Raw genomic sequence first — 13503 nt, 5'->3', positions numbered from 1 at the left:
TCTGAGAGAATCGTGCTTCAAAACCTTGCGTCTTCATGGTTCCGCGTCCTGTAGGGGCGAAGCATTCGGACAATAACTTATCGGTGAAACCGTAGATTTTCTATCCGAATGCTTCGCCCGTACTTTTTCAGCAAACCCTATGTTCTATAAAAATGGTAATGCAAGGTTTTTGAAGCTCCCAATCCTCATAGTGTTAATATTCGCTAATCTCATGCAATTGGAAAGGCAAGATTTGAGAAAAAAAGTAGAAGTTAAGAAATGCGGAGCATTCGGTCTTCGATTTCTTGCCAGACGGTAGGGGAAATATTAACAGCCACTTTTTGGCAACTTAGCATTAATTCATTAACGTATAGATAATTTTGAAATATAATCCAGTCAGGTGTTCTCCAAGAAGAGAACCCAATCGGACTTTGCTTATAAAAATCTAGAATTATTTTTTCATAAAATGCTGAGATTTGATCAAATTCTAATTGTCCTAGTATTTTTTTTGTAATTGAACCAATCAATGCAAAAATATGTATTACTGTTTTTTCACTTGGCATTTGTTCACTGATTAACAAATGTCCATAATGAATGTGATACAAAACATCAATACCAACATATTCTTGTCTTAATTTATCTAATTCCTGAAGGAAAGGTTCGTCAAATTGTGGAGTATCATCTATGTAATTATTATACATACTATACTCTATTGCATTGTAGCGGTTGGTAAAATTAATCCCTTTATTTAATCTGTCAAAAAGAATGATCGAGCGTTTTGCAGAGGGTTTAACCGATTCTTTTAATTCACCAGTTGCTTGCTCTACCCAAACAAGAAATTTAGATAATTTGGCATTCTTCGCATATTCCTGAGCTTCTTTCTCCATTGCTAATAACAATTTATCGGCTTTCCCTCGCCCTCGCATCAAACCCGCCACTAACAAAAACACCTCTTGCCAACGAGTTTCTGTTACATAATTCTTAACTGCTTCTTCAATCAAATCATTATCATAGATATACTGAGCCGTGAGGTATTCCTGAAGGGTTAAATGAGAAAAAGAATAGACATCTCTCGCCCGCTCTACTAAAATTCCCTGTTCAATTTCAATGGTTTTTAATACTTTTTCGCCGTCTAAATGTTGCGGAGCATTTAAGTTTTGTTTAAGGTGATCTTTAATTTGCTTAACAACTTCTCGTTTTTCTAAAAAAAGTTTATCTGCTACAAAATTCTGATAAGCAATTTCAGATAGCAAAATTTCTTCTTGCTCAATACTGAGATTTTCATAAACTAAACCGCGATTAGGTAAACGTTTTTCGGCTGACCATTTTTCCAATAAAATTCGTAACGCATCTTGATAAAGGCGACTGCGATTTGTGGGAAAAGATTGATTTTCATCATAAACCAAACACAAAAAAGTCAACAATAACGGTGTATGGGCTAACTCTTTTGCACTTTTATACTCCTCCTTTTGCAACAGTTCCCAACAATTTTTAGCTGTCTCATTTTTGCGATCTAATTCCGAACTAAACCAATGTTCAATAAAACTTTGAATTTGCTGATCATCAAATTCGACAATTTCAATATCGGTAAATTGTCGAAGATGAGTTCTAGCAGCAGTGCGACAGGAGAGAATAAAACGATTTTTATGATGCCTATCTACAAAATCTTTGATTTTCTCGATTACATTATAAACATTAGCTGTTGGCACTTCATCCAAACCATCTAATAAAATTAGTAATTCCCCTTTTTCTAGTTTATTGCTTATATTTTTTTCCACATTGGGAAAACCACAGATTTTAAACTCCTCTTCAATTAATGCCTGAATATTAATCTCGTTTTCTTTAAAGTTTTTCAACTCCAGTAAAACAGGTGTTAGAGAATGCTGATAACTGTCTTTATTTCCCTTGAGAGCTTCTAGCCCAACTTTTCGCAAAAATGTAGATTTACCAATGCCGGGATCACCAAGTACCATTAAATATTGTTCTTGATTAGCCAACAGTAAACCATCTTTTTTACCATCATCCCTAAAGTTAAATCGTCGCTGCTTACTCTCACGATATTTATTTTCTAAATTTTCATCATAATAATCCCTGACTAAATTTCCTAAACATTTGACATTAACATAAATTGACTCCAAATCCATCGGCTTAGACATTTTTAAAACCTTAATCATGCCGTGCCGATCCCAGTAACGTTGAGTATATTCCCGCAAAAAAAGATACTTTCCTTCTTTGATAAGCTGCCCGACATCTTTATTCAATAACTCATTTTTATTAATACCCTCCCACCCCGATTTAATCATTTGACCAATAAAATTATTAGTCAATGCCGTTACAATGGTTGTTTCAATTCCTGTCATAACTTAACCCCTGTAAACCCTCTGACGCTTAGTATAAGCCAGAAAGCGGGTTTCTCAACAACTCAGAAAGCGGGTTTCTCAACAACCCAGAAAGCGGGTTTCTTAAAGAAACCCGCTTTCTAATCTCTTAAACGGCTAAACTGAGAATAGCTGCCTTTCTTGACTCTCATTTCTCAGATTGTAAAATAATGCAAATTTATCTTGACTATAGTGCCACTACCCCCACTCATCCCCAAGTAATCGAGCGGGTTGCCACTATTCTCCGGCATCATTGGGGCAATCCCTCCAGTTTACACACTTGGGGACAGGATACGGCGACAGTCATCGAAATGGCCAGAGAAGAGGTGGCAGGGTTAATTAATGCCAATCCAGACCAGATTATCTTTACTTCTGGCGGCACGGAGGCCGATAATTTAGCGATTATCGGGGTTGCTCAACAGTATAACCGCCCCCGTCATATAATTATTTCTAGTGTGGAACATTCGGCGATCGCTGAACCCTGTAAACAATTAGAGCAGCAAGGTTGGCAAATTACTCGTCTTCCCGTCAATCGTCAAGGTAGGGTTAATCCTTTAGACCTAAAAGCCGCAATTCAAAGCGATACGGTCTTAATTTCCATTATTTACGGACAAAGTGAGGTGGGAACTCTACAACCGATTGAAGAATTGGGCCGCATTGCCAGAGAAAGGGGAGTGCTTTTTCACACCGATGCGGTGCAGGTGGCGGCAAGATGCGATATTGATGTGCGGAAACTGCCCGTAGATTTATTATCTCTTTCCAGCCATAAAATTTATGGAATGCAAGGATCGGGAGCTTTATACATCAGAGCCGGTGTCGATATTTTACCATTACTGCGGGGCGGTGGTCAGGAAAAAGGCCTGCGATCGGGAACCCCAGCCGTACCAGCGATCGCAGCTTTCGGTTTAGCGGCCGAATTAGCCCAAAAAGACTTAATTAGCGAAAAAATGCGTTTAATGGGTCTGCGAGATCGATTATTTGACCTCTTAGCCGATTATCCTTATCTGCTGCCCACGGGGGACAGATTCTATCGTTTACCCCACCACGTCAGCTTTATTGTCCGTCCGGACGATGACAGTCACATCACGGGAAAACAGCTAGTTCGTCAGCTTAATTTAGCAGGAATCGGCATTAGTTCTGGGTCCGCCTGTCATAGTGGCAAACTTTCCCCTAGTCCAATTTTAAAAGCTATGGGCTACAGCGATCGAGAGGCACTAGCGGGAATTCGTCTAACCCTGGGAAGGGACACCAGCGCGGCCGATATCGATTGGACGGCTCTAGTATTAAAACAAGTGATCGATCGCTGTTTATCTGCTTTAATTGTAAGCAAGAGTTAGTTTATGCCTCAAATTGTCCTTCGATCAAGATAATTTCGCCAAAATCGGGAATCCATGCCACCCAACGGCCCTGATCCTGTTCACAGAGTAGTAGCGCTTCATCAAAGCTGTATGGAGAGGGAAGCATTCTGAGTTGTACCCATGTGTTTGCTTGGGGGCAAGTAACAACGGCAGTAGTGCGGTATTGTAGTAAAGACATACACAGATCACCCTGATAATTCTGTATCTAAATTTACAAAAAAACCGATGACTGTGGGTAACTTTGTTTTAAATCTTTACCTTTTCATTGGTAGTTTGAGAAAAAATCTCTCTTTCTTGCCCACGGTTTTCGACTACCAATCCTAGTTATGATCTTTAATGGTAAATGATAGTTGATAACTGGTAATGGTAAGTTCTTTCCCTCGCACCTATAAAATCGCCGTCATCGGTGACGTTCACGACCAATGGGAAATAGAAGATAATTTAGCTTTAGAAGCTTTACAAGTGGATTTAGCCCTATTTGTCGGCGATTTTGGCAATGAATCCCTAGAAATTGTCGGTCGGATTGCTAGTTTGTCCTTACCAAAAGCCGTTATTCTCGGTAATCATGACGCTTGGTATAGTGCCACCCCCTGGGGACGAAAGCAATGTCCCTACGATCGCGATAAAGAAGATCGTGTCACCGCTCAGTTAGAATTATTAGGGGTTGCCCATGTGGGTTACTCAAAACTAGACCTACCCAGTTTAGAGCTTTCGATTGTTGGGGGTCGTCCCTTTACTTGGGGGGGATCCGAGTGGAAAAATGGAGAATTTTTGCAAGAACGCTATAATATCAGCAGTTTTGCCGAATCTACTGCCAAAATTATCGCTAATATTCAAGATACTGCCTATAATAACCTGATTTTTTTAGGTCACAATGGTCCGGCTGGACTGGGAAAGGAAGCGGAAGCTATCTGTGGTCGCGATTGGCAACCCTTGGGAGGGGACCACGGGGATCCGGATTTAGCAGCGGCCATCGAACAAGCACAGCTATTAGGAAAACAGGTTCCTCTCGTCAGTTTCGGTCATATGCACCACCGTCTCCGTCATACTACTTCCCGTTTACGCAATCCCGTGGTCACTTCCGAGATGGGAACTGTTTATCTAAATGCTGCGAGTGTCCCTCGCATTCTCCACTCTGATAGGGGTAAATCTCGCAATTTTTCCCTAGTCACTCTTGAAGAAGGTCTAGTCACAGAAGCATCTTTAATCTGGTTGAATGATAATTTCGAGATTATCAGTAATAGAAAACTTTATCACTCCGGAGCGTCAATCGATCGCCTATCTCCTCAATCTTGTTATTCTTAAGTTTTGAAAATAGACCTTTTCTTAATCTTATGCGGTACAACCACTAATATCAGTTATCAGTTATCAGATGTCAGGTTTCAGTTAACTGTTTACTGATAACTGAAAAAAAGCTCCCCAATTCATAATTCATAATTCATAATTCATAATTTATAATTCATAATTCATAATTCATAATTTATAATTCATAATTTATAATTCATAATTTATAATTCCCTATAGATAGTTAATTTTTTGAGCGAGTAGAGGTAAAGCAAGAGCGATAGCAACACTAACAATCATACCGATAAAAGCTTTCAAGGCATCCCCTAAAACCAATTTACCCGTGGCGGCTAAATTAGGGGTTTCTCTGGTTAAAGTCAGAGAAATTTCTCGACCTCCTAATAAACCTAAAAATACCCAAGTGGTACTCATGGGAATATGATTATAGCCAACAAAAAACAGTAAAATTAAGCCATAAATCAAGTTAATAATTGTTGCAGAACGCGGATCATGGGCGTTAGTTTTGCTAGTGACAATTTTCTCGATTTGACCACCATGATTAATAAAAATGATGGTTTGCAGGAGTAGCATAACTGTTAGAGATAAAACTAACCATATTGCTGCCAACTTTCTGGGAAGATAGGCGAAAATATTAGCAAAATCTTGCATTAACCATTGACTCCAGAGAAACCCAGTAGATAACCACTGTAAAACTACCCAGATTTTTTGAGGTTCTTTATTAACTGTTTCTAGGAAAAAGTTTTCTAATCGATAAATAATTCGATAGATGACTAACCCCACTATAACAGCAAGAGCATAACCCCAAGCGGATTTAACTAACATTTCATCTAGAGATTGGGGAGCAAAAACTGTTAAAACTAAAAAGGTTGTACTCACGGGTATTCCCCAAGTGGTGAGAATTAAAATTGCTAAGGGAGGAACGATATAAATCCAAGTAAAATTTTCTGGTAAGGGAATCATTTCTAGTCGATTATAGGCCACATCTCCCTGATTAATATACCAACCAGCGATAAAAATCGAGGCTAAGATTATACTGGAATACAGCCATAAAATCCACCAGGGACGTTCTTCATTGGCACTTAAAAAAGTCCCTAAAGTCTGTAGGGAATCGTTGGCAACAATCGCATAAGCTGATAGAATAAAGCCAGCAATCATAAAAAAATTACTCATAGACAGTGGGAATTATGAATTATGAATTAAGTAGGTAGCTGTTAAAAGTTGTTAGACACCCCCCTTATCAAGGGGGGATTAAGGGGGGATCAGAGGCAAAATCTATCTTCAATTTAATTATAACTACTTACTTATCAATTATGAATTGGGGAGAATAAATAAAAATAATCTCCTGACAACTGGATCCCTATTAATATAACTGCTATAACTCCTTAATTTTGCTTTAAAAAATCCCTCGCTAAATAGAAAGCAGCTAAACTACCAGAGACAGTAATTTCCTGGGGATTAATTTCCTGTAAAGGTCGAAGAATAACTTCAATTTCCTCGGTAACATCTAACTTTTGTTGACCGATGGGGATAGCATTAAGAGCCAAAAAAATATGAATTCTGTTAGTATCTTTAACGGGATTATCATACAAAACAGCTAGAGGTATTAGAGAATCACTTTGATAACCAGTTTCCTCCTCGAATTCTCGACGCGCTGCCGCAGTAATATTATCTTCACCCGCATCTACTGCTCCGGCGGGAAATTCTAATAAAATTTCCTTAACTCCGTGACGATATTGACGGACAAAAACTAATTGATTATCCCCGGTAACTGGAACAACTAACACAATTTCAGGACGAATATTAACAAAATAATCGTCGATAACTTGTCCAGAGGACAACTTCACCACGTCTTGACGGACTTGACACCAACGATTATGAAAAACTAGCTCAGATTTAATAATTTGCCATTTTTTTAAATTAGTCATCGACAATCCTGTTATAATTGCAGTGAAATTACTAAACTTTTTTCGCAGATAATTATAAGTAAGTAGGTAGGCGTTAAAAATTATCAGATGCCCCCCTTATTAAGGGTAGGGTTGATTCATGAATCAACCCTACCTTATCAAGGGGGGAATAAGGGGGGATCGAACCTAAAATCCATTTTTAATTTAATTATAACCAGCTACTTAACCAGATTTAGTATGAATAGAAGCAAGCCCGTTATCTAAGAGCTAATTTTACGACCGAGGTGGGCAAGCTTATCTAGAACAGATTGAAGCAAAGATCGCCGCTGCTCGACGACAATATCTAAGTTAGCCAACATATACTTTACGTCTTTGTAGGCATTGTCTAACAAGGCCAGTAATAATTCGCGATCGCCAGCGCTCTCTTTTTCTGATGGGGTGCGGGTCCGTTGGGGTAATAAGTCCGCCGGTGGAGAAGGAGGGAAGGGCGATCGCTCGGACTCTAGCTGTTGAATGGTTTGTTGTAAATTTTCAATCACCCCATACATTTCCATCGGGTCAAAAACCCTTAACAGACTGGTTTGTGTAACAATGCCCAACCCCCGACCCCAGTTCCAAGAAACCACCAAACGCCCCACCCGCCGTTTTTGCATTTCCTGATGGGCCGTCCACAGGGAATCCTCGGGGCTGAGGAGAAATAAGGGCGTACTCATCACCGTCTGGGCCCTAGTTTTGTGCAGATCGATTTGAACTGCTTGAAACTGGACAAGATCTCGCTCTGTCACAATACCCACCGGGCAGTCATTGTCCTCTGAATCTCGTTGGGTGATCACCACACAACTGACACGATGTTCCGCCATTAACTGGGCCAATTGCAAGACTGTGGCGGTGAGTGGGGCCTGTACCACTTGACTGGTCATCACATCCGATACGCGACGAAACCGCAACAGATTGGCCGGACGCAATATCTGGCGAATACTTTCATGGGAGATCACCCCGATTAAGTGTCCTTGGTCATCGACAATCGGCAAATGGCGAATGCGGTAGCGCCGAAACAAAAACAGAGCGGCAAAAATGTCTTGAGCAGATTGCTGGGGCAACGTGATCAGGGGATGTACCATCACATCGGCAACGGTTGTCTCGGACAGGTTAATCCCTTGGGCGGTGAGTCGCACCACATCGCGTTCCGTCAAAATTCCTAATAACTCTTGTCCTTGCACCACCAGCAGACAGCTAACACGCGCTTCTCCGGCTGGAGCAGCTAGAGGGGATAGGTCATCGGTGAGTAAACACAGACGACTATGGGCCTGGCCGATCATAGCGATCGCATCTGCCAGGGAAGTGGTTGGCGGCACCGTCAAGGGGTGGCGATTGATCGCCTTTTCCAGATCGGGGGCCCAACTCAGAGGTGTATCGAGGGACATCAGCACCATCCTGCAATCACAAAGGCCAAGATAGACAGAACAGCCACTGGGCAAAGAACCCAGACTCTCAGAGTTGCCAAAATCCTTTCTAAAACTATCTCAAAGTGTAGCGTCATTTAACTTTTTCCTAAAAGATGTAACGTTTTGTTACAATTTTTATTAAACTCGTAAAGATTTTAGACCCACTTCGGTGTATCATAGAGGGATGTAACAGGTTAAAGCCTGAAACTTTTTATTTAGCGGTTATTCAGCCTCTAATGGTTTCAGGGGCGGCATCACCAGACGCTGGGGTGAGTACTTCCGGGTTCTGGTCGGCCTGAAGGGTTACTCCGGAAATTCTGGACACCTTTCCATAAAGTCGATCCAGCACCCGCTTTACGGAAATACGCTGCCATGGTTGACCGCGTTTGGTGGTGTAGCCCTGTTCATTAAGCCAATCGGCGATCTTCTGCAAGGATTTCCCTGATTTGTGATGACGGCGAATCAGTTCAATGACCCGGCACTCTTCCGGATCATCCACTAATTCCCCATCGATCGATCGTTGTCCAAAGGCAGGGGAGCCGTAGCCCGCATAACCACCGTTGCTTGCTTTTGCTTGTCTGCCTTGTTCTAGCCGCTCCCAGGCAGATAAATCGTTGGAAGGGGTCGCTGTCATAGGGTATCTAAATGCAATAACTTGCAAAACCATATTATCGCAACTTAACGTCGCAAATTTGTTTTGATTGGGGGCAGCCGATGACGACTTACAAATTAAAACCCCTGCATGAGCAGGGACTAGATGTCACCATCGATGTCTGGGACAACCAAACTATAGACGATACCCCAAGGAGGCGGACAAAGTTAAAGGGTCAAAGGCCAAGCATTTTTAGATGAGGAGCGGTTCAAAGCTGAATTTATATTGTAAAACGCAGCGATCAGAGAATTTGTACTAAGTTACACAGCATCAATCTGGAGATATAAACATGGGTACGGCTACATTTATTCAAGATGAAACTGAATTTGATTCCCTCTTAAAGAGTGAATCACTGTTGGTGGTAGATTGCACGGCAACCTGGTGTGGACCTTGCAAACTGGTGGCACCGTTGATCGATCGATTGGCCGATGACTATCGCGATCGCGCCAAAGTCTTCAAACTTGACCTAGACAGTAACAAACCCGTGGCCAAACGCTTTGGAATTAAAAGTATTCCGGCTGTCATGGTGTTTAAACAGGGGAAATTGATAGAAACATTAGTTGGGGTTAAACCCTATGAAGAATTTACGGCAGCCGTAGAACGACAATTATAGTCTTCCACCGTGAACAAACACTCTGGGCAAACGTCCGACGTTGACCCTTTCCTTCTCACATCACTATTCAATTTTGAGGTATGGCGATGAACAAGCTTATAGAAATTCGGTGTCCCAACTGTGGCAGCGTAGCTCAACGGCTCTTGAGCGATCGCCTGCCCGCAGGATATAAGTGTCCAGCCCGGCAGGTTGCTCAGACGGAATGCCCAGTGTGTGATTATTTCATCGCCATGTGTTGGCAAAACGGTGCTGTGCTGGAGGCCTATGCTCCAGGCATTCAGGGGAACACAGCGGCGGCCATGCCGCCCCAGCCCCAACCAGCGATCGCCCATTGGTCTTTGTCATCTGTGTTCAAAGTGGCACTCAGCCCACAAGAGTCTAGGAAATTGCTATCGGGACAACCCTAGTCAACTTTTGCATTTATACCAGTTCTTTAATTTAACAACACCATCCAACTCCTATGCTGCAAGCTCAAGAAATTATGACCCAAAACGTTGTCACCATTCGTGGTTCGGCAACGGTTGCCGATGCCGTGAAATTGATGAAAGAAAAAAAACTGCGGGGTTTGATTGTCGAACCTCGCCATGAACAGGATCCTTATGGAATTGTCACCGAAACCGACATCGTTTACAAAGTGGCGGCCTTTGGCCACGATCCTAAAACTATGCGGGTCTATGAAATTATGGCCAAGCCCTGTGTGGTCGTCAATCCCGAACTGGGGGTGGAATATGTGGCTCGGTTATTTGCTCAAACCCGCATTCGCCGCGCACCAGTGATTCAGGGCAAAACTTTGCTGGGCATTATTTCTGTCAGTGATATTCTCTTCAAGAGCGACTTTGTTGAAAAGCCCAAGCGGTTGTTCATTGAAGATGAAATTGAAGCAGCCCGGGAAGACGCACGGGCAATTTGTGCGGCCAAGGGTGAAATCTCTCCCGATTGCGCCGCAGCCTGGGATGTGGTGGAGGAACTCCAGGCGGAAGCCTCCCATCAACGGGTCAAAAAACAGGGGAATAACTCACTTCAGTCCTACTGCGAAGCCAATCCCGATGCCTTAGAGTGCCGCATTTATGAGGATTAAATCCTGGCGGGTTTTGGGAGAATCGATCGCCTTGAGGATTTCGCTGATCGGTTTTCCCAACCGAATTCGACTTGATCGGGGGTCTGTGGGTACTTATGCCCCTAATTCCCCTGAGAGGAGATAATCAAGAAAAGTCTTGGCGATCACGGATAGTTTTTTATCCTTGGGATAAACCACATACCAATGGCGTTGGATGGGAAAGTCTTCCACGTCAAGGATGGTAAATTCCCCATTGGGAGGATCTAAATTTAAGACGTGCTGAGACAGAACCGAAATTCCTAAACCACCAGCGACCGCTTGTTTAATGGCTTCATTATTGCCGATTTCCAAACGCAGAGACACAGTGATGCCATGGTCGAGAAAAATTTGCTGTACTGCCCGTCTAATTCCCGATCCCATTTCCCGCATAATAAAAGGTTCCCCTTGCAGCCGTTTAATCGGAATTTTTTTCTGTCCCGCTAGGGGGTGATCTTTGCGCGCAATAACCACAAGGGGATTTTCCAGAAACGGTTGAATCTCGAGGTTTAGCTCTTGGGGGGGTTCGCTTAAAATATACAGGTCATCGACATTATTGATAATCCTTGCTTCTAGGTCTTGGTGATTGGTCAATTCTAGGGACACATCTACCCCTTGGTACTGTTGACAAAAAGGACCTAGGATCTGAGGGATTAAATATTGGGCTGTGGATACCGCCGCTAAACGCAGTTTACCCTGTTTAATGCCCTTGATATCAGCGATCGCCATCTCAAAGTTATCAAGATCCTTGAGGACTGCCTGACAGGTTACTAATAAACTGCGTCCGGCCTCGGTTAAATACAAACGTTTGCCTATCTGTTCAAATAAGGGCAGACCCACTGCTTTAGTCAGTTGTTTCATCTGGGTGGAAACCGTGGGTTGGGTGATCAATAGTTCTTCAGCAGCCCTGGTGAAACTGCCATGACGAGCCGTCGCTTCAAAGACGATCAGTTGATGTAAAGTGGCGTGAATCAAGAGAGGCCTCTAGAGAGCTACACTTCTGTTACTGCCTTGAGGAGCTTTGCTAAACAGAAGCAGGAATGGAGGGGAACGAGTAAAAACCTCCCCACACCGCTTATATCATAGGTTTAAATCAATACTTTTGTAAAGATATATCGATTCAAACTCAATTTACAAAAATTTGCTTGTCAAGATATCCGTTCTAGTATAGATTTATAACAATCGATCTTTAAAAACCATAAAGTTTTGTCTATCAAGGCTGGTCTGTCAACCGCCGGCTTTGTTGTGGCAAAAAATCCTTTGCTCAGTTGGATTCTCATGCAAATAAGCAATCGTATTCATTTTGACAATTTGCGGGGTGATATCTTCGGTGGTGTAACAGCTGCCATCGTTTCTCTCCCTCTAGCTCTCGCTTTCGGGGTAGCTTCTGGGACGGCGATCGGGGCCAGTTCAACCGCCAAAAATCCCGAATTAGGCTTACCTGCGGACTTGACACTGTCCAAAGTTCTGCCCGCAACAGGTTTGCTTAAGGGGTAAAGAGCCTTACTCTTACTCTCTTTCAGCTTTTGAAGGTTCATTTAGTCCGTTTATATTCAATACTCCTCATCAGGGGAGGCTTAAGGAGGTATTCGTGGATTTTTTCTCATTGTTTGTCATGGACTTTATCCAGCAGTTGCAGTCGCCAACGCTGGCCTTTTTGATTGGTGGCATGATCATTGCCGCTCTCGGTAGTGAATTGGTCATCCCCGAGTCGATTTGTACGATCATTGTCTTCATGCTGCTGACCAAAATCGGTCTGACCGGCGGGATTGCCATCCGCAATTCCAACCTGACGGAAATGGTATTACCAATGATCTTTGCCGTCATAGTAGGGATTATTGTGGTCTTCGTCGCCCGCTATACCTTAGCCAATCTGCCCAAGGTGAAAGTGGTCGATGCGATCGCTACTGGGGGATTATTTGGAGCCGTGAGTGGCTCGACTATGGCCGCCGGTCTGACGGTACTCGAAGAACAAAAGATCCCCTACGAGGCCTGGGCCGGCGCACTCTATCCTTTTATGGATATCCCGGCGCTGGTAACGGCGATCGTGGTGGCTAACATTTATCTTAACAAGAAGAAGCAGAAAGAAGCGGCCCACGACCACGAGTCTTTTAGCAAGCAGCCGGTGGCGGCCGGGGATTATTCCGATCAGCAGGATTATCCCAGCAGTCGGCAGGAATATCTCAGCCTACAGCAGCCAGCGGATAATCGGGTCAAGATTTGGCCGATCATTGAAGAAAGCCTTCGCGGACCTGCCCTATCGGCCATGTTATTAGGTCTGGCTTTGGGCATATTCACCCAGCCGGAAACTGTCTATAAAAGCTTCTACGATCCCCTCTTTCGCGGCTTGCTTTCGATCTTGATGCTGGTCATGGGGATGGAGGCTTGGTCAAGGGTGGGTGAACTGCGTAAGGTGGCCCAGTGGTATGTCGTCTATAGCGTCCTAGCACCCTTTGTGCATGGTCTAATCGCCTTCGGTCTCGGCATGGTTGCCCACTACGCCACCGGGTTCAGCTGGGGCGGTGTCGTGGTTCTGGCCGTCATCGCTTCCTCTAGTTCCGACATCTCCGGGCCGCCCACATTGCGGGCCGGTATCCCCTCGGCTAATCCCTCCGCCTATATAGGCGCGTCCACGGCCATCGGTACGCCCGTAGCGATCGGCTTATGTATCCCGTTCTTCCTTGGTCTCGCCCAGGCCCTCAGCGGCGGCTAGGATTGTGGTCAGTGGGCGCTCCCTTGACGGGGCTTACCAAGCAAATAAATGTACACATTTAAG

At 43.5% G+C, this 13503-nt stretch carries 14 protein-coding genes; 7 read left to right on the top strand and 7 right to left on the bottom strand.

Annotated elements, in window-relative coordinates:
• Positions 1-251 precede the first annotated feature (251 nt).
• Entirely contained in the window at positions 252-2339 is a 2088-nt protein-coding gene (locus IM475_RS11055; RefSeq protein WP_287727574.1) for an NACHT domain-containing protein, read from the bottom strand.
• 188 nt (positions 2340-2527) lie between these two features.
• Between IM475_RS11055 and IM475_RS11050 the strand changes: the two genes are divergently transcribed.
• Positions 2528-3694, top strand: coding sequence for a cysteine desulfurase family protein (locus IM475_RS11050; RefSeq protein WP_287727573.1), 1167 nt, complete (start codon positions 2528-2530; stop codon positions 3692-3694).
• Between the two features lies 1 nt (position 3695).
• Here the strand turns inward: IM475_RS11050 and IM475_RS11045 are convergent, their stop codons facing one another.
• Positions 3696-3893, bottom strand: a complete 198-nt coding sequence (locus IM475_RS11045; RefSeq protein ID WP_016515731.1) for a hypothetical protein — start codon at positions 3891-3893, stop codon at positions 3696-3698.
• 185 nt (positions 3894-4078) lie between these two features.
• On the opposite strand from IM475_RS11045, the gene IM475_RS11040 reads away from it, so the two are divergent.
• On the top strand, positions 4079-5020 hold the full coding sequence (locus tag IM475_RS11040) for a TIGR04168 family protein (protein WP_287727572.1): 942 nt from the start codon (positions 4079-4081) through the stop codon (positions 5018-5020).
• Between the two features lie 213 nt (positions 5021-5233).
• On the opposite strand, the gene IM475_RS11035 is transcribed toward IM475_RS11040, so the two are convergent.
• The 4 genes from IM475_RS11035 to IM475_RS11020 form a co-directional block, all read right to left on the bottom strand.
• Positions 5234-6175, bottom strand: a complete 942-nt coding sequence (locus tag IM475_RS11035; RefSeq protein WP_287727576.1) for a hypothetical protein — start codon at positions 6173-6175, stop codon at positions 5234-5236.
• A 227-nt stretch (positions 6176-6402) separates the two neighbouring features.
• Positions 6403-6945: an NUDIX hydrolase gene (locus IM475_RS11030; RefSeq protein WP_287727571.1), complete on the bottom strand. Its 543-nt coding sequence runs from the start codon at positions 6943-6945 to the stop codon at positions 6403-6405.
• Positions 6946-7184: 239 nt separating this feature from the next.
• Positions 7185-8357 (bottom strand): CBS domain-containing protein, encoded by a 1173-nt coding sequence (locus IM475_RS11025; RefSeq protein ID WP_287727570.1) that lies wholly within the window; start codon positions 8355-8357, stop codon positions 7185-7187.
• A 238-nt stretch (positions 8358-8595) separates the two neighbouring features.
• A complete protein-coding gene (locus tag IM475_RS11020) occupies positions 8596-9036 on the bottom strand; it encodes a recombinase family protein (protein ID WP_353737447.1) in 441 nt (146 codons plus the stop codon).
• A 274-nt stretch (positions 9037-9310) separates the two neighbouring features.
• Here IM475_RS11020 and trxA point away from each other — a divergent pair, with 274 nt between their 5' ends.
• The 3 genes from trxA (at position 9311) to IM475_RS11005 (ending at position 10712) form a co-directional block, all read left to right on the top strand.
• Positions 9311-9634, top strand: coding sequence for a thioredoxin (gene trxA / locus IM475_RS11015; protein ID WP_002778933.1), 324 nt, complete (start codon positions 9311-9313; stop codon positions 9632-9634).
• 80 nt (positions 9635-9714) lie between these two features.
• Positions 9715-10041, top strand: coding sequence for a hypothetical protein (locus tag IM475_RS11010; RefSeq protein WP_002751596.1), 327 nt, complete (start codon positions 9715-9717; stop codon positions 10039-10041).
• A 53-nt stretch (positions 10042-10094) separates the two neighbouring features.
• A complete protein-coding gene (locus tag IM475_RS11005; RefSeq protein ID WP_008199826.1) occupies positions 10095-10712 on the top strand; it encodes a CP12 domain-containing protein in 618 nt (205 codons plus the stop codon).
• Positions 10713-10805: 93 nt separating this feature from the next.
• On the opposite strand, the gene IM475_RS11000 is transcribed toward IM475_RS11005, so the two are convergent.
• On the bottom strand, positions 10806-11702 hold the full coding sequence (locus IM475_RS11000; RefSeq protein ID WP_287727569.1) for a LysR family transcriptional regulator: 897 nt from the start codon (positions 11700-11702) through the stop codon (positions 10806-10808).
• A 231-nt stretch (positions 11703-11933) separates the two neighbouring features.
• Here IM475_RS11000 and IM475_RS10995 point away from each other — a divergent pair, with 231 nt between their 5' ends.
• Together IM475_RS10995 and IM475_RS10990 are read left to right on the top strand one after the other, a co-directional pair.
• Positions 11934-12224, top strand: a complete 291-nt coding sequence (locus IM475_RS10995) for a sulfate permease (protein WP_287727568.1) — start codon at positions 11934-11936, stop codon at positions 12222-12224.
• Positions 12225-12318: 94 nt separating this feature from the next.
• Positions 12319-13440: a sodium-dependent bicarbonate transport family permease gene (locus IM475_RS10990; protein WP_002751603.1), complete on the top strand. Its 1122-nt coding sequence runs from the start codon at positions 12319-12321 to the stop codon at positions 13438-13440.
• Positions 13441-13503 lie beyond the last annotated feature (63 nt).

The sequence above is a fragment of the Microcystis sp. M061S2 genome (assembly GCF_020245605.1).
Taxonomy (GTDB): domain Bacteria; phylum Cyanobacteriota; class Cyanobacteriia; order Cyanobacteriales; family Microcystaceae; genus Microcystis.
This window is presented reverse-complemented; position numbering and strand designations above follow the sequence as displayed.